The organism is Peribacillus sp. QJM3NY_7 (assembly GCF_056173225.1).
The window spans coordinates 5521805-5545508 of record NZ_CM149663.1 but is presented as its reverse complement, the minus strand read 5'-3'; the positions used below and the strand labels follow the sequence as shown (position 1 = coordinate 5545508).

The following is a 23704-nucleotide window of genomic DNA, read 5'->3' as shown; positions in this document are numbered from 1 at the left end:
ACTTATCCCTCCTTTGCAAAAAAAATTTTATTGTATCTAAATGTATAGGCACAAATAAACTCATCGATTGCCGTCTTCATATTAATTTTGACAGCAAAGGTTCGGTGAGCTGTATTAAGGAATTTTTGTGTTGTGTAATGTGAAGTGCCCAAAACTATATCTTGCGCTGTACAACCTTTGTACAGACTACATCTGGTGAGCCAGTGCAGATTTGAATGTTTATTCATCAACAGGTATTTTAAGAAATATATAATAAAGAAGAAAAAAGAGTTTTCGACAATATCCACCATCTGTGGACAGATTAATATACACAGGTCGGATAAACTATCCACAAGTTATTCACAGTCTGTGGATAAACGTTACCTGTTGATAAAGTTATTCAGAGTGAAAACACAAATATAATATCAGAAATTCAGGCGTCTTGCAATGGGTTAGAAAACTTTATCCACAACTTACCGGGCTTGTGGGAAAAACTTTTCCACAGGCCATTGTTATGTGCAAAAGTCTCTAAAATGGGATGTGGATAGAAAAAAACATGTCGAATTTTATCCACAGACCATGATTATAGGCTCGAATTAATTTGAGATGAACCAGGTGTTCAAGCCGGAAGACCTGCATGGGGAAAGATCGAAAGGGATTCAGGTTCGTTCTTATAATTTGTCGAATGGTGTGTCGAAAGGGAGGATTACTTGCGAATCTCATATTCATGCCCATGGATAAAATGATGGAAATTTGCCCTTCCCCAAAAATTTCTATATCAGTTCGGAGCAAAATCATTTACAATAGGCTAGGTAGTAAAAAAAGGCCTACTGGACATTGAGCATTAAAAAAAGAAATTTTTTATGGATGAGGTTGACAAGTAGAAACCTCCATCTATATAATTGTAAAGACTGTCTTTAACTGTTATTCCTCAGGGAGGTGTCATATAATGAAAAGAACTTATCAACCGAATAACCGCAAACATAGTAAAGTTCACGGTTTCCGTGCACGTATGAGCACGAAAAACGGACGTAGAGTAATCGCTGCACGTCGCCGTAAGGGCAGAAAAGTATTATCTGCATAGACCACTGAAAAGTCTCAGTGGTCTTTTTTCGCAAAATAAGGGATTTACTGAGACTCAATTCATGTAATGAAGGTGTAAAAATGAAAAAAAAGTTAAGGATTAAGAAAGAGGATGAATTTCAGCTTGTGTTTAAAAAAGGTGAATCTTCTGCTAATCGGCAATTCGTTGTCTATGTCCTTGAAAAGCCGGGTCAGGATCATTTTAGGATCGGCCTTTCTGTCAGTAAAAAAATCGGGAACGCCGTTATGAGAAACCAAATCAAAAGATACATACGGCAAGCGTTTTTGGAATTGAAAGAAGATATAGAAGAGGGTAAGGATTATATTGTGATTGCTCGAAAACCAGCGGCGGAGATGGACTTTTTCCAGGTGAAAAGCAGCTTGATACATGTCCTGAAACGTTCTAAATCACTAAACTTTAAAATGAAAAAACAATAAAGTCCCCTTAATATCGAATAAGACTCCTCGTATCATATGGTTACTTAAGTAAGATGACATAGAAAATTCCGATTGTAACTGTGGAAAAAGTGGATTACTTTTCCTTGAAATCTTCTAATAAACAGTTCACAATTGTTTCAAAAAAGATTGATTGCAGTTAGGAGGAAATTACGGTTGAAAAAACGAATATTACTCATTATTGGACTAGCCTCGATAATGATGCTGTTGGCAGGGTGTACGGAAATTAAAGAACCTATTACTGCGGATAGTGAAGGTTTTTGGAATTCATACATTGTCTATCCATTATCAGCCCTGATCATCTGGCTTTCCGAAGCATTCGGCGAGAACTATGGTTTGGGAATCATCGGCGTTACACTGATCATTCGCCTGGCATTGCTTCCATTAATGATCAAACAGGTGAAAAGCTCGAAAGCCATGCAGGCCATTCAGCCTGAAATGAAAGAACTTCAAGCTAAATACAGCTCAAAAGATGCTGCCACACAACAAAAACTACAGCAAGAAACAATGGCCCTATTTTCGAAATATAATGTGAATCCATTGGCGGGGTGTTTGCCGATATTGGTGCAAATGCCGATTTTGATCGGATTTTACCATGCAATCAGCCGTACGGAAGAAATTGCTTTACATAGTTTTCTTTGGTTTGATTTAGGTTCCCCGGATCCTGTTTATGTTTTACCGGTCGTTGCAGGTATCACGACTTTCATCCAGCAAAAGATGTCCATGGCTGGAATGAATTCGAATCCACAAATGGCGGCACAAATGACGATGATGCTTTACATCATGCCAATCATGATTGTTGTATTTGCTATTAATTTCCCCGCTGCTCTTTCTCTTTACTGGGTAGTTGGTAACATTTTTGGTATCGTTCAAACATATTTCATCAAAGGTCCGGATCTTAGAAAAGCAGCTGCGGAAAACGCGGGAGGGGCAAAGAAAAAGTGAAAAAAGTGACTGCTACAGGACAATCTGTCGAAGAAGCAGTAAATTTAGCTTTAGCTCAACTGAACAGCACTAAGGATCGCGTGGAGATTGAAGTAGAAGATGAAGGAAAAAAAGGATTTTTTGGTTTATTTGGTGCAAGGAAGGCAATCGTCCATGTGACATTGCCTCCGGATCCCATTGAAGAGACACTTGGATTTTTGAAGAATGTCTGCGTCGATATGGGAGTCAATGCACAAATAAATGTCACCCGTAAAGGTAAGAACGTAACATTCCATTTATCGGGTGATAAAATTGCATTATTGATTGGAAAAAGGGGGCAAACACTAAATTCACTTCAGTATTTAGCACAGCTGGTAGCAAATCGATATTCGAAGCAGTATTTGAATATTACCGTAGATGCAGAAGATTATCGAAGCCGCCGCAATGACACCTTAATCCAATTGGCTGAAAGAATGGCAAATAAAGCCACGAAAACAGGTAAAGCTGTTTCACTGGAGCCGATGCCATCCTATGAACGTAAGGTCATCCATAATGCTCTCCTGGATTATCCAAAAATAAAAACAACCTCAAGTGGGACGGAGCCATATCGTCACTTGGTCATCACTCCACTTAAATGAACCTTCTGCTTTTAAGCAGGGGTTCTTTTTTTTAGGGATGAATGTCGAATATTTTTTTTGCGAATTTTCCATTCAACAATAAGTGACAATTTTATTATATTTTCTTGATCCTTAAAGGGGATGGAAGAAAATGAAGCGGGTGATATTTGTTATTCACATGTGGATAAGTTAAAATGGTTGTTACAGAATATGGATTAACGGCGTGTGGATAACTCTTGGAAGGAAGGAGTATCTACTTTTTTTCATGAATATACTGTGGTATTGTAGTAATTTAGGGATTCGACGATTTTATTATCAGAAAAAAATAGAACCATCAATATATAAGAGGTGAAAGCATGGAATTCGATACAATCACCGCTATCTCTACTCCCTTAGGGGAAGGGGCAATCGCCATCGTTAGAATCAGCGGTGATGAGGCCATAGAAATAGCCGATAGGATCTTTAAAGGACCAGGTGGAAAAGGATTGCTTGAAGTGAAATCACATACGATTCATTATGGCCACCTTATCCAGCCTAAAACAGGTGAAATCATAGAGGAAGTCATGGTTTCGGTCATGATGGGTCCAAAGACATTTACAAGGGAAGATGTAGTTGAAATAAATTGTCACGGTGGAATCGTTTCGGTCAATAGGGTACTGCAGCTTATTCTCTCACAAGGTGCTCGTTTAGCGGAACCTGGTGAATTTACGAAACGGGCTTTTTTGAATGGCAGGATCGATCTTTCCCAAGCTGAGGCCGTTATGGATTTAATCCGTGCTAAAACGGATAAAGCCATGAATGTTGCATTAGGTCAAATGGAAGGCCGGCTTTCGAAATTAATCCAAAGTCTGCGTCAGGAAATTTTACAGACCCTCGCTCAAGTCGAGGTAAATATAGATTATCCGGAATATGATGATGTCGAAGAAATGACGCATCGTTTATTTTTGGAAAAAGGCAGTTATGTGAAGAATGAAATAGAGAAGCTGCTTCACACGGCCCAACAAGGGAAAATACTTCGGGATGGACTTGCGACCGTTATCATAGGTCGTCCTAATGTCGGAAAATCTTCATTGCTTAACAGCTTAGTTCATGAAAACAAAGCCATCGTCACTGATATTCCAGGTACAACACGTGATGTTATTGAAGAGTATGTCAATGTTCGCGGTGTACCGCTTAAACTTGTCGATACAGCAGGAATTCGCGAAACGGAAGATATCGTTGAACGAATTGGAGTTGAACGGTCTCGTGCAGTATTAAAAGAAGCGGATTTAATATTGCTTGTATTGAACTATTCCGATGATTTCACTACTGAAGATGAGAAACTATTCCAAGCGGTTGAGGGAATGGATGTTATCGTTATCATCAATAAAACAGACCTTCCACAAAAAATCGATATGGCAAAAGTTAAGGAAATGGCTGCATCCCATAAAGTCGTTACGACTTCATTACTGGAAGATCGAGGGGTCGATGAATTGGAAGAAGCGATCGCTTCTTTATTTTTCGAAGGTTCTTTAGAAACGGGAGACCTGACCTATGTGTCCAATGCAAGGCATATAGCTTTGCTTGGGCAGGCATTACAGGCTATCGAAGATGCAATTGATGCTATTGAAATGGGTACGCCGGTTGATTTGGTTCAAATCGATTTCACGAAAGCATGGGAGTTACTTGGAGAAATCATTGGCGAAAGCGTTCAGGATAATTTGATCAACCAATTGTTCTCTCAATTTTGTTTAGGAAAATAAGCGTAAAAGGAGGAAAAGGATATGCAATACGAAGCAGGTAGCTATGATGTCATTGTTATTGGTGCCGGTCATGCTGGCAGTGAGGCGGGCCTTGCAGCTGCAAGAGTAGGAGCTAAAACGTTGATGATCACCATTAACCTGGATATGGTCGCCTTTATGCCATGCAATCCCTCCGTCGGCGGACCGGCAAAAGGGATAGTCGTTAGGGAAATTGACGCTTTAGGCGGTGAAATGGGAAGAAATATCGACAAGACCCATATTCAAATGAGGATGCTCAATACGGCAAAAGGTCCGGCCGTTCGTGCGCTGCGGGCGCAGGCAGATAAATTTCTCTATCAGCAAGAAATGAAAAAGACGATAGAAGACCAAGAAAATTTGACATTGATTCAAGGAATGGTAGAGGAATTAATTATTGAAAACGATGTATGTACGGGTGTCATCACTAAAACTGGTGCGGTGTACCGTGCGAAAACTGTCGTAATCACGACGGGAACATATTTACGCGGTGAAATCATTTTAGGGGAACTGAAATATTCAAGCGGCCCTAATAATCAGCAGCCTTCCATCAGGCTTTCTGAACACTTGGAGCAGCTAGGATTTGATTTGGTCCGTTTTAAAACAGGAACGCCTCCACGTGTGAATAGTTCTTCCATAGACTACAGCAAAACGGAAATTCAGCCTGGCGATGAAGTGCCTCGTGCCTTTTCTTATGAAACGACAAAGTTCATAACAGATCAATTGCCATGCTGGTTAACGTATACGAATGAGGGTACACATCAGCTCATTGATGAGAATTTACACCGTTCACCAATGTATTCCGGAATGATTAAAGGAACCGGACCGCGTTATTGTCCATCGATAGAAGATAAAGTCGTTCGTTTTAATGATAAGCCACGGCATCAAATCTTCTTGGAACCTGAAGGTCGCAATACAAAGGAAGTTTATGTGCAAGGTTTATCCACCAGTCTGCCTGAAGATGTGCAAGTGAAAATCCTGCAAACAATTCCGGGACTTGAAAAAGCGGAAATGATGCGTGCTGGATATGCAATTGAATATGATGCCATCGTTCCTACGCAGCTATGGCCTACACTTGAAACGAAGAAAATCAAAAATCTATATACTGCAGGCCAAATTAACGGGACATCCGGCTATGAAGAAGCAGCAGGACAAGGATTGATGGCCGGTATTAATGCAGGATTGAATGCAATGGGTAAGGAAGAACTGATTTTAAGCCGTTCAGATGCCTATATTGGTGTTCTCATTGATGACCTTGTAACGAAAGGCACGAATGAACCATACCGATTGCTGACTTCACGTGCAGAATATCGTTTATTATTGCGTCATGATAATGCCGATCTACGCTTAACCGAAATTGGATTCAATATCGGAATGATCAAAGAAGAACGCTACAAACGTTTCCTTATTAAAAAAGAAGCAGTTGAACTGGAAAAGGAACGATTGAAATCAAACTTCATCAAACCGACCAAAGAGGTGCAAGAAGTCATTACTGCAAGTGGCGGCAGTGAATTAAAGGATGGAATCCGTGCCTCCGATTTATTGAAAAGGCCTGAAATGGATTATTCCCATATTCAGAAGTTGGCGCCAAGTGATGTCGAACTGAGTGAAGAAGTGACGGAACAGGTCGAAATCCAGATCAAGTATGAAGGATATATCGAAAAATCCTTGCAGCAAGTCGATCGCCTGAAAAAAATGGAGAACAAAAAGATTCCAGAGAATATCGATTATGATGCAATTTCTGGTCTTGCAACGGAAGCACGTCAAAAATTAAAGCAGGTCCACCCGCTATCAGTAGCTCAGGCTTCAAGAATTTCCGGTGTGAATCCCGCTGATGTTTCCATTCTGCTTGTTTATTTGGAACAAGGTAAGATTGCTAGAGTATCTCAGTAACGGAAATACCCGAAAAGGATTGAAAAAACATGAATATTGAACAGTTCCAACAAGCACTGCTGGAGAAAGGGATTGAGCTTTCTCCTCAACAGCTTGATCAGTTTGACACGTATTATCGATTATTGGTGGAATGGAACGAAAAGATGAACTTAACAGCCATCACAGATAAAGAAGAAGTTTATCTAAAGCATTTTTATGATTCAATCAGTGCAGCCTTCTATTTCGACTTTAACGAATCCTATCGAATTTGCGATGTTGGGGCTGGAGCTGGATTCCCGAGTATTCCATTGAAGATTTGTTTCCCTGATATCCACGTCTCGATTGTGGATTCCTTGAATAAGCGAATTTCTTTTTTGAATCACCTTGCGGATTCCCTGCAATTAAAGGGAGTTTCCTTTTATCATGACCGGGCGGAAACCTTCGCCCAAAAACCGGAGCATCGCGAATCCTATGATATTGTCATGGCGAGGGCGGTAGCCAGGATGTCGGTTTTAAGTGAACTATGTTTGCCGCTTGTTAAACTGGATGGGACGTTCATTGCCATGAAAGCGGCTAGTGCACAAGATGAAATGGACACAGGGAAGAAGGCCATTTTTACATTAGGCGGAGAAATCGAAGAAATTCATCCTTTCACATTGCCAGAGGAAAATAGTGAAAGAAACATCATTACTGTAAAAAAAGTGAAGAAGACTCCTAAAAAATACCCAAGAAAACCAGGGACACCGAATAAGCAGCCTATTGAATAACCTCTGTACGATAAAGTATGTTTTCATAGTAAGAGCAGAGGATTCATATATATATGGCTGGTACTTGCCCTTATTTTCTTTTACTATAAAGGTATGACCTTATTATTTTCACTTAATACTGCATTTGCCAACAAGAAGGCATTTTCGGTACAGGTTAAGACGTGTGCCCTTAGCTTGCTGATTCAGGGAAATAATTTTGGGAAAGCCGGCCGATATTTATAAAAACTGGCCGTCGACCCTCATTATTGCCTTGATGGCGCCAGTCGACATGTTTTTTACAGTGAAGGGACATATGTATAACCATGTCGGGAAATGTATGCAGGACTTGTCCTATAAATAGAGAATATGTTATTTGGGAGTTTTAAAAGGTGGTGTAGGAAGATGAAGCATCCTTTTTCGCGGTTCTTTGGGTTTGGCGAAAAAGAAGAAGAGCAACTAGAGATGGAGACACCTAGCAATAATAATGAAGAAATAAGAAAAATTTCCATTTCCGACATTGTGCCTAATCGATTTCAACCAAGGACCGTTTTTAATGACGATAAAATTGCCGAATTGGCTCAAACGATCCATACACATGGGATCATTCAACCAATTGTAGTAAGGGCTTATGGTCAGGGAAAATATGAAATCATTGCAGGTGAGCGTCGTTTCCGGGCCATGCAAAAGCTTGGCTGGGAATTGGCACCTGCTATAATCAAAGATTTCACCGATACAGAAACGGCTTCCGTTGCGCTGATAGAAAACCTTCAGCGTGAAGAACTGACACCGATTGAAGAAGCTTTGGCCTACGGAAAACTATTGGAGCTGCATAGTTTAACCCAAGAAGCCCTGGCACAAAGACTGGGAATTGGTCAATCCACCGTGGCGAATAAGCTTCGGCTGCTTAAGCTGCCGCAGGAGGTTCAGGATGCACTTCTTCAAAAGCAAATTACGGAACGCCATGCCCGCTCGTTGATACCGTTAAAGAGTCCTGAAAAGCAGTTGAAACTGCTTTTGGAAATCATCGAAAAAGGGTTAAACGTCAAGCAAACCGAAGAGCAGGTCGTCAAGCTCTTAACGGGTACTGTGCAGAAGCCGAAACCTAAGCGAAAAGCGTTTAGTAAAGACATGAGGATTGCCGTGAATACCATCCGCCAATCACTCAGTATGGTTACAGACAATGGAATAAATCTAGATGCAGAGGAAGAAGAATTCGAGGAGTATTATCAGTTCACGATTAAAATACCCAAGAAAAAAACTTGATTCCCCATCCTTAGCCCGCTTGGTAGTCTCCGATTACCAAGCTTTTTTTATTTTCTCTCCAAAACTGGCATTTTCCACCTTTAAAACATTCAACTTTTCCTGGATTTTCAATGCTTTTAGAAGTATTTCAAATTTTAAGAGGAATTTCAGAAAACGATTTCTTCCAGTAACATTCATGATAAAATAGAAGAAATAATTGGATTCACGGTAAAAATCAATAGATATAGCGTCATGAAGATAGTTGAAAGCGGGTGAATTCGTGGGTAAGATTCTCGCCATTGCCAATCAAAAGGGCGGTGTTGGAAAAACGACAACTTCTGTCAGTTTAAGTGCTTGTCTTGCATACATTGGACAGAAAGTCTTAATGGTCGATATTGACCCGCAGGGAAATGCGACAAGCGGTGCAGGTATTGACAAAGCAGATGTGGAACAATGTATTTATGATGTATTGGTTGATGATGTTGAAGCCAGTACCGTTATCATGGAAACAAAGGTGGAAAACCTATATGCTATACCTGCGACAATTCAACTTGCAGGTGCAGAAATTGAACTTGTTCCAACCATCTCAAGGGAAGTCCGATTAAAAAGGGCGTTAGAAGAGGTGCAAAGCCAGTATGATTACATTGTGATTGACTGCCCTCCATCATTGGGTTTGCTTACGCTTAATGCCTTAACGGCTGCCGATGCTGTTTTGATCCCAGTACAATGTGAATATTATGCATTGGAGGGTTTGAGTCAACTATTGAATACGGTCCGCCTCGTCCAAAAGCATTTGAACCATGATTTGAAAATCGAGGGTGTGCTATTGACGATGTTGGATGCAAGAACAAATTTAGGTCTCCAGGTCATAGAAGAAGTCAAAAAATACTTTCAGGATAAAGTCTACCAAACCATCATTCCCCGCAATGTCCGTTTGAGTGAAGCACCGAGCCATGGAGAACCGATAATTATATATGATCCAAAGTCACGAGGGGCGGAGGTCTATCTAGAATTGGCAAAGGAAGTGGTATCAAATGGCTAAAGGGCTTGGCAAAGGACTTAACGCACTTTTCAACAGTGGGGAGATCAGTAAAGATGAAATCGTGCGCGAAATCAAATTAAGGGAATTAAGGCCAAATCCTTATCAGCCCCGAAAGAGCTTTCGGCTAGAAGCTATAGAGGAATTAAAGCAATCCATCATGGAGCATGGGATATTACAGCCGATTATTGCCCGGAAAAGTATTAAGGGATATGAAATCGTGGCTGGGGAAAGGCGTTATCGTGCTGCCAAGGAAGCTGATTTAAAGACAGTTCCAGTCGTTGTGAGGGAATTGAGTGAACAGCAGATGATGGAACTGGCGATTTTGGAAAACCTGCAACGGGAAGATTTGAATCCGATCGAAGAGGCTGCCGCTTATCAAACGCTTCTTGAAAAATTGGAATTCACCCAGGAGCAGCTGGCCAACCGGCTGGGAAAAAGCCGACCCCATATTGCGAACCATGTTAGATTACTATCTTTGCCTGAAGGAATTAGGAGATATATCTCCGACGGGGAAATATCCATGGGACATGGCCGGGCATTGCTGGGTTTAAAGAAAAAAGAGATGCTCAAGCCGGTAGCGGATAAAGTCCTCAAGGAAGGTATGAATGTCAGACAGCTGGAGCAGTATATACATCAATTGAATGATACCGTTTCACGTGAAACCAAACCTAAGAAACAAGAGAAAAAAGATATCTTCATAAAGCAAAGGGAGACAAGTCTGCGTGAAAGACTAGGAACGAGCGTAACGATAAAACAAAGCAAGAAAAAAGGAAAAATAGAAATAGAGTTCTTTTCAAAAGAAGATTTAGAGAGAATTTTGAACTTGATCGATCAAGAGAACCTTTCCTCTTAGATCCCCTTATGAAAAGATCATGAAGACATATGCAGAAAATTAGGTGGATGAGATGGTATTATTAGGGGCTTTGGTGAACGGTGCCTGCATTTTAATCGGCTCGATTTTAGGAAGGTTTTTACAACATATACCTGAGAAGATTAAAGAAACGGTCATGAGCGGTATCGGTTTAGCCGTGATGGTTTTAGGCTTGCAGATGGGGTTTAAAAGCGATAATTTCCTTGTTGTCATTTTAAGTATTGTCGGCGGGGCGGTCCTCGGTGAATGGATGAATCTTGAGGGCAGGCTTAATTCTTTAGGCAATTGGATTGAACGCAGGATGAAAGCGAAGGAAGGAACCTCGATATCTCAGGGGTTTGTAACGGCTACGCTCATATTTGGAATTGGGGCGATGGCCATTATTGGTGCCCTGGATAGCGGTATCCGGAATGATCACGACGTTTTGATAACAAAGGCGATAATCGATGGATTCACAGCACTTGTCCTCGCCAGCACGTTAGGCATAGGGGTACTTTTTTCAGCATTTCCTATCATTCTTTATGAGGGATTCCTGGCGGTTTTTTCAAGGCAAATCAATACGATGATCCCATCTGCATTAATGGATTCCTTCATATTGGAAATGACGGCAACTGGCGGTGTCATGATTTTGGCGATTGGTTTGAATATTATCGGTGTCACCAAAATCAGGGTGGCGAATCTGCTTCCGGGCATAATGATCACGGCCATTCTGGTTACTTTCATGTATTATGTATAAAAAAGAAGGAAGGGGCTGGCCCCTTCCTTCTTTTTTATGAAAAAACCGATCAAAGGGTTTTTTCTTGCTTGAATGACCATGTGAAAGGAGTGATGGAAGGTTTTATTGGATAATGGTTTTGTGCTTCATAAATCCCCTCGGCAATGGTTTTCGCCATTTTTAGCACAAGATTAAGACGCGTGTTCTGCAAGACCATGAACTCCATGAATCCACTTACATTCACGATTCCTGTAATATGGGCATTTCCGACGGAAGGAAGGTCTTTATTGACCCCGGCACCCGGTTTAACTGGTCCCTGGCCAATCTGAACGATGCCGACGCTTTTCATTTTCCCCAAGCAAGCATCGATTCCGACTATAAAGGCATTGGCATGCAGCTTTTTAATTTCATTTAATTTTTCCTGTAAATTCATCGCATGTATAGGGTCATCCAGAGTACCATAAACATGGAATGAAGAAGAACTGTTTTCAGCCTTTTCACTAAGCAGAGTGCCGACAAGTGGTCCGAGTGAATCGCCTGTGGAACGGTCTGTGCCTATGCAGACGATGACGATTGGTTGAAGCTTTCCTGTTGGGAGGAGGTTGATTAATTCCTGGGAAATTTGTTTGGATGCATCCGTATCTTCATGCAGGATGCGACTTAATCTATTTTTATTATTATTAAATAGACTAGAATTCAGATTCATCGGCTCAACTCCTTTACTTTATTTGGTATTACAGTATACGGATAAAAAGGGGAAAATATACGGTATTTAACATGATGGGTGAGGGAATTTTTTGCAAAACATGCAAACAGGTGAAGGGGATATGAATCGACGTTATCCTCTACCAATTGCTTTCATCTATACTTTCTAGTAAATAATCATTTGAATGTTCGGGATAAAATTTCTAAATTCTATTAACTATATACCCATAATTTTTTTGTACAGAAACCATTATTTATTGATAAAATAGAGAAAATCTCGCTATTTCATGGTTACCTCCATGCATGGAGGGTAGAGGAATACGTCGAAGATATAATAGATTTGCTGTTATTTGCATTAGGCAGGAGGAAAATATGGATCGCATTTATGATAACGTTGCAAAAGAGATATTGGATGAAAAGATATGGCTGCTGATGGGTGAGGGGATTATTAAAATCTTCCTTGTTCTGCTGTTATCGCGTATTATTATTACAATAGGAAAGACTATTCTGAATAAATTTTTCAAAGCACGTTTAAGAAGTCCCATTCGGGTAACGGAACGCAGGGAAGCGACACTCATTAAATTGCTGGAAAATATCATTACCTATGTCATCAATTTCATTGCCTTGTTGATGATTCTGGAGATTCTTGGTCTTCATGTAATGCCATTACTCGCTGGTGCCGGTGTTCTCGGTTTGGCCATTGGATTTGGCGCACAAAGTTTGGTCAAGGATATAATTACCGGGTTTTTCGTTATCTTTGAAGATCAGTTCTCGGTTGGGGATTATATTAAAATCAATACTTTTGAAGGGGAAGTCATTGAAATCGGGCTTCGTACGACGAAAATTAAAAGCGGTGTAGGTGAATTGCACTTCATACCCAACGGCAGCATCATCCAGGTTACGAATTATTCCATTTTAAATAGTATGGCAATTGTTGATGTGACCATACCTAACGATGGATCGACCGAGCGTGCTGAGAAGGTGCTGATTGATCTTTTAAACAGTATGGAAGGCAAATACGAAGCCTTGATCAAAGCACCTGAATTTTTGGGAATTGAAAAAATCAGTCCTGAAGAAATCGTCTTTCGGATTAAAGCGGAAACAAAGCCGATGCATCATATTGAAATCAGTAGGACATTAAGAAAAGAAATAAGTGCTGCGCTTGATGCAAGTGGGATTAAATCTACGTACAATGGCAGCGAGTCATAGGAATTGGGGGGCTCATGATTATGGAAGAAAAGGAATTTGCACTTAAGGATATTGTGGAAATGAAGAAACCACATCCCTGTGGAGTGAATAAGTGGAGAATTATACGGCTCGGAATGGATATCCGGATAAAATGTGAAGGATGCGGTCATAGCGTGATGCTGCCTCGACGTGAATTCGCGAAGAAAATGAAAAAAGTTCTGCAAAAGCATGAGGAGTGATCATGCTTTTTTTTGGAGTGAAAGTAGTCCGGCGTTTCTCATGATTTACTTGTCTTTTTAGGGAGCGAAATCTATAATTGGGAAAGGTTTAGGTATTGGATGGTCTTTATAGAAGATCAGTTCTTTTCCCATATGTACGAATCATCTTGAAGGAGTGAAATATAAATGGCTTTAACAGCTGGTATAGTCGGTTTGCCTAACGTAGGTAAATCCACTTTATTTAATGCAATAACTCAGGCAGGTGCGGAATCTGCCAACTACCCTTTCTGTACGATCGACCCGAATGTAGGGATTGTGGAAGTGCCAGATCACCGTCTGCAAAAATTGACTGAATTGGTAAAACCGAAAAAAACGGTTCCGACAGCATTTGAATTCACGGATATCGCCGGGATTGTAAAAGGGGCAAGTAAAGGAGAAGGTTTAGGTAATAAATTCCTTTCCCATATCCGTCAAGTGGATGCAATTTGTCAAGTCGTCCGTTGCTTTGCAGATGATAACATTACCCATGTTTCCGGAAAAGTAAATCCAATCGATGATATCGAGGTCATCAATCTTGAATTGATCCTTGCCGATTTGGAATCTGTTGTCAAACGCATCGACCGTGTCGGAAAAATGGCCAAGCAAAAAGATAAAGCCGCTGTGGCAGAACATGAAATCCTTGTGGCTTTAAAAGAAGCATTGGAAGATGAAAAGCCTGCACGTTCCGTCGAGTTTACCGAAGAACAGCAAAAAATCGTGAAGGGCATGCATTTACTTACAGCTAAGCCGACGCTTTACGTGGCGAACGTGAGCGAAGATGAAGTGGCGAATGCTGACGATAATGAATATGTTCAGCAAGTTCGTGAATATGCCGCTAAGGAAAATGCCGAAGTAATCGTGATTTGTGCCAAAATCGAGGAAGAAATTGCAGAGCTTGAAGGTGAAGAAAAGGAAATGTTCCTATCTGAACTTGGCATCGAGGAGTCAGGTCTAGATCAGCTGATCCGTGCTTCTTATAATCTGCTTGGATTGGCAACATACTTTACAGCTGGCGTACAGGAAGTGCGGGCTTGGACATTCCGCAAAGGAATGAAAGCCCCTCAATGTGCTGGCGTCATTCACACGGACTTCGAACGCGGTTTCATTCGTGCCGAAACGGTTTCTTATACCGATTTACTTGAAGCGGGCAGTCATGGTGCCGCAAAAGAAGCGGGTAAGGTTCGTTTGGAAGGTAAAGAATACATCGTTAACGATGGCGATGTTATCCATTTCCGTTTCAACGTATAAGAATCAAAGACCCTACCATTCCATATGTAGGGTCTTTTTTATAGACTTAAATCATTAGATTACATTTAATTGTAATAAGTCGAACCGTTCGTTGCAAAGCCTCTTTAACTATGCTATAATTTTATCTTGTGAGTAATTATAAATAATTGCTCCTTGCCCAATTGGGCCGCTTAGACCAAAAGGAGGTGACAGTGATGAGAAAATACGAAATTATGTATATCATCCGTCCAAACATTGAGGAAGAAGCTAAAAAAGCTTTAGTTGAACGTTTCAACACAATCCTTTCTGATAATGGTGCGGAAGTAGAAGCAAAAGAATGGGGTAAACGCCGTCTAGCATATGAAATCAATGATTTCCGTGATGGTTACTACATGCTTCTTAAAGTTAACGCTGAAAGTGCTGCGATTCAAGAATTCGATCGTCTAGCTAAAATCAGTGAAGACATTATTCGCCACATGGCTACTAGAGAAGAAGTTTAATTCGACAATTAATATAAATTCTAATCTTGTTTCACATGAAACAAGCTTGAAACCTAGGGGTTGATTCTGATGATGAATCGCGTAGTTTTGGTAGGACGCTTAACTAAAGATCCTGAATTACGATATACACCTAATGGAGTTCCCGTAGCTACCTTTACTTTAGCTGTCAACCGTAGTTTTACGAATCAGCAAGGTGAACGTGAAGCGGATTTCATTAACTGTGTAGTTTGGCGTAAACCGGCAGAAAATGTAGCTAACTTCTTGAAAAAGGGCAGTTTAGCTGGCGTGGATGGACGTGTCCAAACACGTAATTATGAAGGACAAGACGGCAAACGCGTATATGTGACGGAGATTCTGGCTGAGAGCGTTCAATTCCTTGAACCACGAAGCAGTTCAGCGGGTGAAAGAAATGAAGGCGGTTCTTACGGTGGAGGTCAAAGAAGTTATGGTAATAACGGAAATGACAACAATTCGTATGGACAAAATCCTAATCAGAATCAACGAAGCAATAACAACTACACTCGTGTAGATGATGATCCATTTGCAAATGACGGTAAAACAATCGACATTTCAGATGACGATCTTCCGTTTTAAACAGCCGTTTAAAACGAAAATTCAAAAAAGCAGGGAGGGAAATATATTATGGCAATGGGTGGACGTAAAGGACGCGGTAAGCGTAAAAAGGTTTGTTATTTCACATCTAATGGAATCACTAAAATTGATTACAAAGATACAGATCTTCTTAAAAAATTCGTCTCAGAACGCGGTAAAATTTTACCACGTCGTGTAACTGGCACAAGCGCTAAATATCAACGTAAATTAACGATTGCTATTAAACGCTCACGTACTATGGCATTACTACCATACGTATCTGGTGAATAATAAATTGGCACGTTGAGGAGTTATCCTTAATGTGCCTTTTTTAATAAGTTTTCACTTATGCCTGTAAACCGCTGAATGGCGGTTTTTTTATTTCAGAAGGAAGTTATCCGCGCGTTTTCCTCAGAAAAAATAATCATATCCCAAAAAAGACTGTGATGTTTGAAATATCCTGGCCGTAACGGATACAATATAAAGATGGAGATAAGACATCAATCATAACAGGGGGTGAAATAAAGATGAATAGCGGGAGACGAATTGCCGAGGGCGGAGCACTTCTGGCACTATATTGCATTTTATTGTTCATCACCATTCAAATCCCACTATTGGGTATTTTCACTACTTTCTTTTTACCCATTCCATTCATACTGGTCACAATCAAACAAAAGTTATCGTGGAGCCTTGGTTACTTATTTGTAGCCTCGTTATTGTCGATCCTCATCGGGACGATATTGTCTGTTCCGCTGACCTTGCTCATGGGGGCAACGGGAATTGCGATCGGCTATTTTTTGAAAAAGGACAAACCGATGGCACCTATGTTCATAAGCGCAGTCCTTCTCTTTCTGGGGGGCATTTTATTAATGTATGCAGCTTCAGTTTTGATTACGGATGTTAATTACATAGAAGAATCGATGAACATTCTTGAGGGGTCCATTGAAAATTCAATCGGTATCATGGATACTTTTGGACAGGCACCGACAGAGCAAGTCAAAAAGCGGATGTATGAATCGATCGATATGATGAACACGCTGATGCCAAGTTTGTTCGTCTTGATGTCCGTCATCATGGTTTTATTGATTTTCTTTGCAGCGCATCCCATTGTGAAGAGGTTCAGTGATAAGGCGTTAAAATGGCCTCATTTTCGAGATCTGCGACTCCCGAAAAGCCTTTTATGGTATTATTTAATTACGATGCTTCTTGCTCTTTTTGTGAATACGGACAAGAACAGTTTTGTATATATGGCCATAACGAACCTATTTTTCATACTGCAGTTCTTCATTTTATTACAAGGATATTCCCTGATATTCTATATCGCTCATGTTAAGTCATGGGTTAAGGCGATACCTGTTTTAATTGTGGTTTTTTCTTTGCTTCTGCCGATTCCGATTATAACGACGGCCGTCCGATTTTTAGGTATAATAGATTTAGGCTTTCCTTTTAGGGAAACAATCAAGAAAAAGGAATAGAAGACTTTTTTGTAAAACAGATGCTTTTAGGAGCTGAAACTATGCCATCTTATTTGAAAGAATACTCGATTAAGTCCCCATTGTATGGGGTGCTGGCCGCAGTCGTTTTACTTTTGGGCGTACTGGCTTATTATAATTGGGTTATTGCACTTGTTGGACTATTGATTCTTGCTGGTTTATTTTATTTAACATTAAGAATGGTAGAAAAAAAGCAACGGAAGACAGAAGAGTATATAACGACTTTATCCTACCGTTTAAAGAAGGTGGGCGAGGAAGCGTTATTGGAAATGCCGATTGGGATCATGCTCTTTAATGAGGATTATTACATTGAATGGACCAATCCATTCCTGGCTTCTTGTTTTAGTGAGGATTCCTTGGCGGGAAGATCGCTATACGATGTTGCGGACTCGATAGTACCGTTAATCAAGCAAGAGATCGAAACAGAGACACTTACGCTCCACGATCGGAAATTCAAGGTGGTCCATAAGCGTGATGAAAGGCTTCTTTACTTTTTTGATGTGACGGAGCAAGTGGAAATTGAGAAATTATATGAAGATGAGCGAACGGCAATTGCGATTATTCTTCTTGATAATTATGATGATTTGACACAGGGTATGGATGATCAGCGTAAAAGCAGCATTAATAGCTTGGTTACCTCACTTCTCGATAAATGGGCAAGGGATAATGGCGTTTTCTTTAAACGGGTTTCCTCGGAACGATTCATCGCTGTCTTTAATGAGCATATCCTTCAGCAGCTTGAAAAGGGGAAATTCTCGATTTTGGATGAAATCAGGGAAACGACGGCCAAGCAAAATGTACCACTGACCTTGAGCATCGGGGTCGGCTCGGCCGTGTCATCCTTGCCGGAACTAGGTACGCTTGCCCAGTCCAGCTTGGATCTCGCTTTAGGGCGGGGCGGTGACCAGGTGGCCATAAAGCAAGCGAATGGAAAAGTTAAATTCTATGGCGGCAAAACCAATCCGATGGAAAAACGCACGAGGGTCCGTGCCCGTGTGATTTCCCATGCATTGAAGGATATAGTCCTTGATAGCGATAAAGTCATTGTCATGGGCCATAAAAACCCGGATATGGACGCAATCGGTTCAGCGATCGGCATCTTGAAAGTTGCCCAAATGAATGAACGTGAAGGCTATATTGTCATAAACACCCAGCAGCTCGACAGCAGTGTCCTTCGTCTAATGGAAGAAATCAAAAATAAAGAAGAGCTGTATGCCCGGTTCATAACACCTGATGATGCATTTGAAATGATTACGGATGAGACCTTGCTGGTTGTGGTCGATACCCATAAACCTTCCATGGTGATTGAAGAGCGGTTATTGAATAGAATCGATAAGGTTGTGGTTATTGACCATCATCGGCGGGGTGAGGAGTTCATCAAAAACTCATTGCTCGTCTATATGGAGCCATATGCATCTTCAACGGCAGAGCTTGTTACAGAACTGCTTGAATATCAGCCGAAACGCTCAAAAATTGATATGCTGGAGTCGACGGCGCTTCTTGCCGGTATCATCGTCGATACGAAAAGCTTCACCTTAAGAACAGGTTCACGCACTTTCGATGCAGCCTCATATCTAAGGGCGCATGGAGCTGATACGGTACTTGTCCAGAAATTCTTAAAAGAAGACGTGGACACCTATATCAAACGATCGAAGCTCATTGAAGAAGTCATCTTTTATAAAAAGGGAATTGCCATTGCCGCGGCAAAAACCGATCAGGTTCATAATCAGGTGCTCATTGCTCAGGCTGCAGACACCCTATTGACGATGGATGGCGTTGTCGCTTCCTTTGTAATGGCTAAGCGGTCTGATGATACGGTGGGGATAAGTGCGCGTTCTCTTGGTGATATCAATGTACAGGTGATCATGGAAATGTTGAATGGAGGCGGACATCTAACGAATGCCGCCACTCAACAGGTATGCTCCATTGATGAAGCCGAAAGTCGATTGAAAGCAGCTATTGATGAATATTTAGAAGGGGGATATAAAGAATGAAAGTGATATTTCTTAAAGACGTTAAAGGTAAAGGGAAAAAAGGGGAAGTTAAAAATGTTGCGGATGGTTATGCACATAATTTCCTGCTTAAACAAGGATTGGCCGTTGAAGCAAATAATTCAAACGTGAAAACTTTGGAAGCACAGAAAAATAAAGAAGAATCACTTGCAGCAGAAGAGCTGCAGCAGGCTGAAGAATTGAAAGTGCAGCTGGAGAAATTAACGGTTGAACTATCTGCCAAAGCCGGTGAGGGCGGGCGTTTATTCGGTTCCATCACGACTAAACAAATTGCATCTGAGCTTCAGAAAAAACACGGTATCAAGGTTGATAAACGTAAAATGGAGCTTGCTGAAGGCATCCGCACTTTAGGGCATACAAAGCTTCCGGTGAAGCTTCATCCTGAAGTCACTGCAACACTGACTGTGCATGTGAAAGAAATTAACTAATTTTAGCTGTTTCATATCTGTGAAAAATTGATAAAATAGAGATAGACGAAAAATGTGATTGGGCAAGTTGTCCTTTCACTTTTTTCTTTTTTACTAGAAACATATAAAAGGTATCCTCTTAGAATGGGAGGTTTTAAGATATGATAGAACAATTTCAGGATAGGATTCCACCTCAAAATATAGAAGCCGAACAGGCTGTGCTAGGAGCCATTTTTCTTGAGCCCTCTTCATTGACCGTTACATCGGAAGTTTTGATTCCGGAAGATTTTTATAGAAGCTCTCATCAAAAGATCTTTAATGTGATGCTTAAATTGAATGACGAAGGAAAAGCTGTCGATTTGATTACGGTGACAGAGGAATTGGCTGCGACAAAAAACCTTGAAGAAGTTGGCGGGGTTTCTTATTTAAGTGAATTGGCCGGATCGGTGCCTACCGCGGCCAATATTGAATATTATGCCCGCATCGTCGAGGAGAAGTCATTGCTGCGCCGTTTGATCCGGACTGCGACGAACATCGCTCAGGAAGGCTACAGTCGCGAGGACGAGGTCGAGGAGCTGCTCGGTGAAGCAGAAAAAACGATCATGGAAGTGGCCCAGCGTAAGAATTCCGGGTCTTTTCAAAATATTAAGGATGTATTGGTTGCGACTTACGATAATATAGAAATTTTGACTACCCGTAAAGGGGATGTCACGGGAATACCGACAGGGTTTGCTGAACTGGATCGAATGACAGCGGGGTTCCAGCGTAATGACCTCATCATAGTTGGTGCCCGCCCTTCGGTTGGTAAAACCGCTTTTGCATTGAACATCGCTCAAAACGTTGCGACCAAAACGGAGGAGAATGTAGCGATTTTCAGTCTTGAAATGGGTGCAGAGCAGCTCGTTATGCGTATGCTCTGTGCTGAAGGGAATATCAACGCCCAGAATTTACGGACAGGTTCTTTAACTGATGAGGATTGGCGTAAACTGACGATGGCGATGGGAAGCTTGTCGAATGCCGGCATTTATATCGATGATACGCCAGGTGTCAGGATTGGTGAAATCCGTTCAAAATGCCGTCGTTTGAAGCAGGAACATGGCCTTGGCATGATATTGATCGATTACCTGCAGTTAATTCAAGGCGATGGCCGTTCAGGCGACAACCGTCAGCAAGAGGTATCCGAGATTTCACGTTCACTTAAAGCGCTGGCTCGGGAACTTAAAGTGCCCGTCATCGCCCTTTCCCAGCTATCGCGGGGAGTGGAGCAGCGTCAGGATAAGCGCCCGATGATGTCTGATATCCGGGAATCCGGGAGTATCGAGCAAGATGCTGATATCGTCGCATTCTTATACCGTGATGATTATTATGATAAAGAATCCGAGAATAAAAATATCATTGAAATCATTATAGCGAAACAGCGTAATGGTCCGGTGGGCACGGTTTCGCTTGCATTCGTAAAAGAATATAATAAATTCGTCAATCTCGAGCGCCGCTTCGATGATGATTCGATGTCTCCCGGCGCATAGGGGACTGCCTGCCATTCATGCAATGGCGGGCTTTCTCTGTTTCAGGAAAAAGAAAGGCCCTAATGATAATAGAAAAAGAAATCAGGGGGTACAATAATGTTTGACAATCCTAAAAAAACCGGAAAGAAATTTCTCATATTTACGAACAAAGAATTTTTTAAAAAGTGTATTGTTCGGATTTTGTATTGACTTCCAGTTTGGATTATTGATAAAATAGGTTTGTTTGATAAGAACCGGTTAATGATCGGTATTACGTGAACCTTTGGAGGTGCTTTATTCAGATGTCATCAGTTGTAGTAGTCGGTACACAATGGGGAGACGAAGGTAAAGGTAAAATAACAGATTTTCTATCCCAGAATGCGGAAGCCATCGCTCGTTATCAAGGTGGGAATAATGCAGGGCATACAATTAAATTTAACGGCGTTACCTATAAACTGCATTTAATTCCGTCAGGGATTTTTTATAGTGATAAGATTTGTGTCATTGGAAACGGTATGGTAGTTGATCCAAAAGCTCTTGTAGAGGAGCTTGCTTATTTACATAGCCATGGGGTGAGTACGGATAATCTTCGTATCTCGAATCGTGCACATGTCATTCTTCCTTACCATATCAAATTGGATGAAGTCGAAGAAGACCGTAAAGGCGCCAACAAAATTGGAACGACTAAAAAGGGAATCGGCCCTGCATATATGGACAAAGCTGCTCGTAACGGAATTCGCATGGCAGACCTTTTGGACCGTGAAATTTTCGAGGAAAAATTGTCTCAAAATCTTGTCGAAAAAAACCGTATGTTCGAACGCTTCTATGAAACGGAAGGTTTCAAAATCGAAGATATCTTGGAAGAATACTATGAGTACGGACAACAAGTGCAGAAATATGTTTGTGATACATCCGTTGTATTGAATGACGCACTTGATGAAGGAAAACGGGTATTATTCGAAGGGGCACAAGGTGTCATGCTTGATATCGATCAAGGAACATACCCATTCGTCACTTCTTCCAACCCGGTTGCAGGTGGAGTTACAATCGGTTCGGGTGTAGGGCCTACGAAGATCAATCATGTGGTTGGAGTATGTAAAGCATACACAAGCCGTGTGGGCGATGGTCCTTTCCCTACAGAATTGCATGATGAAGTCGGTAACCAAATCCGGGAAATTGGCCGTGAATATGGAACAACTACAGGCAGACCGCGCCGTGTAGGCTGGTTTGACGCTGTTGTCGTTCGCCATGCTCGCCGTGTCAGCGGGATTACCGATTTATCATTGAACTCGATTGACGTATTATCAGGTCTTGATACGGTCAAAATTTGTGTCGCCTATGAATACAAAGGCGAAATCATTCATGAGGTACCAGCGACTTTGAAAGCGATTGGCGAATGTAAACCAGTCTATGAAGAGCTGCCAGGCTGGTCAGAAGACATCACAGGCTGCAAGTCATTGGATGAGCTTCCAGAGAACGCTCGCCACTATGTAGAGCGCGTATCTCAATTGGTAGGCATTCCTTTGACCACTTTCTCTGTCGGTCCTGACCGTAACCAAACAAATGTCGTGAGAAGCCCTTGGCGTCTAGCGTAATTCATGAAAAAGGAGCTGGCTTTTTTGCCGGCTCTTCTTTCATTTTTAAGATTGATGCATTATATGTCACGTTCGGGAGGTCCGGGATACCGAGTGAATGTGGATAAAAACTATAGGGAAAATAAAAAAGATAAGAAAAAAATAATTTTATTTCAAAAAACTATTGCCTAAACTATAAGAACCATGATATTATCAAAAGCGTCGTCACAATAGAACAAGCCATTAACAAGCTGCAGATGGTAAGTTAACATCCAGCAAAGAAACATTTCATTAGAACGAGCCATTAGCTCAGTTGGTAGAGCATCTGACTTTTAATCAGAGGGTCGAAGGTTCGAATCCTTCATGGCTCACCATTTTTTCCGGCCCATTGGTCAAGCGGTTAAGACACCGCCCTTTCACGGCGGTAACACGGGTTCGAATCCCGTATGGGTCACTTCTTTATATATATGCTTTACTGGTCCCGTGGTGTAGCGGTTAACATGCCTGCCTGTCACGCAGGAGATCGCGGGTTCGATTCCCGTCGGGACCGCCATTTTATTTTTATTCTAAAATAGAATATTTGGCTCAGTAGCTCAGTCGGTAGAGCAAAGGACTGAAAATCCTTGTGTCGGCGGTTCGATTCCGTCCTGAGCCATCCTTGTATAAACGCCTTTCCTTTAGGGCGTTTTTTTGTTATGCATCCAGAGGATTATGAATGAAATCTTGTTAATAGATTGTTACCGATTTGTAACATACCATTTTCGGCCAATTCGGAATATAACTCGCTTTTACCCTTGCTGGGCTTAGGCCCACTCCTTTTCCCGCAGTTTATTGAACTGTCCCCATTACCATATCTATTGGTACATGTTGTCACCATTTATACAGTTCTATTACATTATGAAGTCTGTTTCTTGTTTTTTTTCTTAATATGGTAGAGTTAT

Annotated in this window: 23 protein-coding genes and 4 tRNA genes; 26 read left to right on the top strand and 1 reads right to left on the bottom strand. The window is 41.3% G+C overall.

The window, feature by feature from the left end; translation table 11 throughout:
- The first annotated feature begins 928 nt into the window (after positions 1–928).
- From rpmH to AC0VX1_RS26790, 11 genes are all read left to right on the top strand, one after another.
- Positions 929–1063 (top strand): 50S ribosomal protein L34, encoded by a 135-nt coding sequence (gene rpmH / locus AC0VX1_RS26840; RefSeq protein ID WP_034316183.1) that lies wholly within the window; start codon positions 929–931, stop codon positions 1061–1063.
- Positions 1064–1143: 80 nt separating this feature from the next.
- Entirely contained in the window at positions 1144–1500 is a 357-nt protein-coding gene (gene rnpA / locus AC0VX1_RS26835) for a ribonuclease P protein component (RefSeq protein WP_057278285.1), read from the top strand.
- Positions 1501–1674: 174 nt separating this feature from the next.
- Entirely contained in the window at positions 1675–2463 is a 789-nt protein-coding gene (spoIIIJ, locus tag AC0VX1_RS26830; protein WP_053537000.1) for a YidC family membrane integrase SpoIIIJ, read from the top strand.
- Positions 2460–3080 (top strand): RNA-binding cell elongation regulator Jag/EloR, encoded by a 621-nt coding sequence (gene jag, locus AC0VX1_RS26825; RefSeq protein WP_063574568.1) that lies wholly within the window; start codon positions 2460–2462, stop codon positions 3078–3080. The genes spoIIIJ and jag overlap by 4 nt, the downstream gene beginning before the upstream one ends.
- Positions 3081–3415: 335 nt before the next feature.
- The gene (gene mnmE / locus AC0VX1_RS26820) at positions 3416–4801 is read left to right on the top strand and encodes a tRNA uridine-5-carboxymethylaminomethyl(34) synthesis GTPase MnmE (RefSeq protein ID WP_413007648.1); all 1386 of its coding nucleotides are present in this window, start codon (positions 3416–3418) and stop codon (positions 4799–4801) included.
- A gap of 21 nt (positions 4802–4822) precedes the next feature.
- Positions 4823–6709, top strand: a complete 1887-nt coding sequence (gene mnmG / locus AC0VX1_RS26815; RefSeq protein ID WP_475469595.1) for a tRNA uridine-5-carboxymethylaminomethyl(34) synthesis enzyme MnmG — start codon at positions 4823–4825, stop codon at positions 6707–6709.
- Positions 6710–6738: 29 nt separating this feature from the next.
- On the top strand, positions 6739–7455 hold the full coding sequence (rsmG, locus tag AC0VX1_RS26810; protein WP_034316171.1) for a 16S rRNA (guanine(527)-N(7))-methyltransferase RsmG: 717 nt from the start codon (positions 6739–6741) through the stop codon (positions 7453–7455).
- Between the two features lie 381 nt (positions 7456–7836).
- A complete protein-coding gene (gene noc / locus AC0VX1_RS26805; RefSeq protein ID WP_034316169.1) occupies positions 7837–8697 on the top strand; it encodes a nucleoid occlusion protein in 861 nt (286 codons plus the stop codon).
- A 259-nt stretch (positions 8698–8956) separates the two neighbouring features.
- Entirely contained in the window at positions 8957–9718 is a 762-nt protein-coding gene (locus tag AC0VX1_RS26800) for a ParA family protein (RefSeq protein ID WP_034316249.1), read from the top strand.
- Positions 9711–10571, top strand: a complete 861-nt coding sequence (locus tag AC0VX1_RS26795; protein ID WP_034316167.1) for a ParB/RepB/Spo0J family partition protein — start codon at positions 9711–9713, stop codon at positions 10569–10571. The genes AC0VX1_RS26800 and AC0VX1_RS26795 overlap by 8 nt, the downstream gene beginning before the upstream one ends.
- 52 nt (positions 10572–10623) lie before the next feature.
- Complete coding sequence (locus AC0VX1_RS26790) at positions 10624–11325, top strand: DUF554 domain-containing protein (protein ID WP_053536996.1); 702 nt, start codon at positions 10624–10626, stop codon at positions 11323–11325.
- Between the two features lie 49 nt (positions 11326–11374).
- On the opposite strand, the gene yyaC is transcribed toward AC0VX1_RS26790, so the two are convergent.
- Complete coding sequence (yyaC, locus tag AC0VX1_RS26785; RefSeq protein WP_053536995.1) at positions 11375–12010, bottom strand: spore protease YyaC; 636 nt, start codon at positions 12008–12010, stop codon at positions 11375–11377.
- A gap of 371 nt (positions 12011–12381) precedes the next feature.
- Between yyaC and AC0VX1_RS26780 the strand changes: the two genes are divergently transcribed.
- The 15 genes from AC0VX1_RS26780 to AC0VX1_RS26710 all read left to right on the top strand — a co-directional run bounded on the left by AC0VX1_RS26780 (position 12382) and on the right by AC0VX1_RS26710 (position 23418).
- Entirely contained in the window at positions 12382–13218 is an 837-nt protein-coding gene (locus AC0VX1_RS26780) for a mechanosensitive ion channel family protein (protein ID WP_475469594.1), read from the top strand.
- A 20-nt stretch (positions 13219–13238) separates the two neighbouring features.
- Positions 13239–13436 carry a DUF951 domain-containing protein gene (locus AC0VX1_RS26775; protein ID WP_034316158.1) on the top strand — a complete coding sequence of 66 codons (198 nt, stop codon included), beginning with the start codon at positions 13239–13241 and terminating at the stop codon, positions 13434–13436.
- A 165-nt stretch (positions 13437–13601) separates the two neighbouring features.
- Positions 13602–14702 carry a redox-regulated ATPase YchF gene (gene ychF, locus AC0VX1_RS26770; RefSeq protein ID WP_034316156.1) on the top strand — a complete coding sequence of 367 codons (1101 nt, stop codon included), beginning with the start codon at positions 13602–13604 and terminating at the stop codon, positions 14700–14702.
- Between the two features lie 194 nt (positions 14703–14896).
- Complete coding sequence (gene rpsF, locus AC0VX1_RS26765; RefSeq protein WP_034316153.1) at positions 14897–15181, top strand: 30S ribosomal protein S6; 285 nt, start codon at positions 14897–14899, stop codon at positions 15179–15181.
- A gap of 69 nt (positions 15182–15250) precedes the next feature.
- A complete protein-coding gene (ssb, locus tag AC0VX1_RS26760) occupies positions 15251–15775 on the top strand; it encodes a single-stranded DNA-binding protein (RefSeq protein WP_057278276.1) in 525 nt (174 codons plus the stop codon).
- A gap of 48 nt (positions 15776–15823) precedes the next feature.
- Positions 15824–16063 (top strand): 30S ribosomal protein S18, encoded by a 240-nt coding sequence (gene rpsR / locus AC0VX1_RS26755; protein ID WP_053348323.1) that lies wholly within the window; start codon positions 15824–15826, stop codon positions 16061–16063.
- A gap of 236 nt (positions 16064–16299) precedes the next feature.
- Positions 16300–17247, top strand: a complete 948-nt coding sequence (locus AC0VX1_RS26750) for a YybS family protein (RefSeq protein ID WP_475469593.1) — start codon at positions 16300–16302, stop codon at positions 17245–17247.
- 41 nt (positions 17248–17288) lie between these two features.
- On the top strand, positions 17289–19259 hold the full coding sequence (locus AC0VX1_RS26745; protein WP_053536992.1) for a DHH family phosphoesterase: 1971 nt from the start codon (positions 17289–17291) through the stop codon (positions 19257–19259).
- Positions 19256–19705: a 50S ribosomal protein L9 gene (gene rplI / locus AC0VX1_RS26740; RefSeq protein ID WP_034316140.1), complete on the top strand. Its 450-nt coding sequence runs from the start codon at positions 19256–19258 to the stop codon at positions 19703–19705. Before AC0VX1_RS26745 ends, rplI begins: the two co-directional genes overlap by 4 nt.
- Positions 19706–19845: 140 nt before the next feature.
- Positions 19846–21210 (top strand): replicative DNA helicase, encoded by a 1365-nt coding sequence (dnaB, locus tag AC0VX1_RS26735; RefSeq protein ID WP_034316139.1) that lies wholly within the window; start codon positions 19846–19848, stop codon positions 21208–21210.
- Positions 21211–21491: 281 nt separating this feature from the next.
- Positions 21492–22784: an adenylosuccinate synthase gene (locus tag AC0VX1_RS26730; RefSeq protein ID WP_034316136.1), complete on the top strand. Its 1293-nt coding sequence runs from the start codon at positions 21492–21494 to the stop codon at positions 22782–22784.
- 277 nt (positions 22785–23061) lie between these two features.
- A tRNA-Lys gene (locus tag AC0VX1_RS26725) sits at positions 23062–23137 on the top strand.
- Between the two features lie 8 nt (positions 23138–23145).
- Positions 23146–23217 (top strand) — tRNA-Glu (locus tag AC0VX1_RS26720).
- 23 nt (positions 23218–23240) lie between these two features.
- A tRNA-Asp gene (locus AC0VX1_RS26715) sits at positions 23241–23316 on the top strand.
- A gap of 29 nt (positions 23317–23345) precedes the next feature.
- Positions 23346–23418, top strand: a tRNA-Phe gene (locus AC0VX1_RS26710).
- Positions 23419–23704 lie beyond the last annotated feature (286 nt).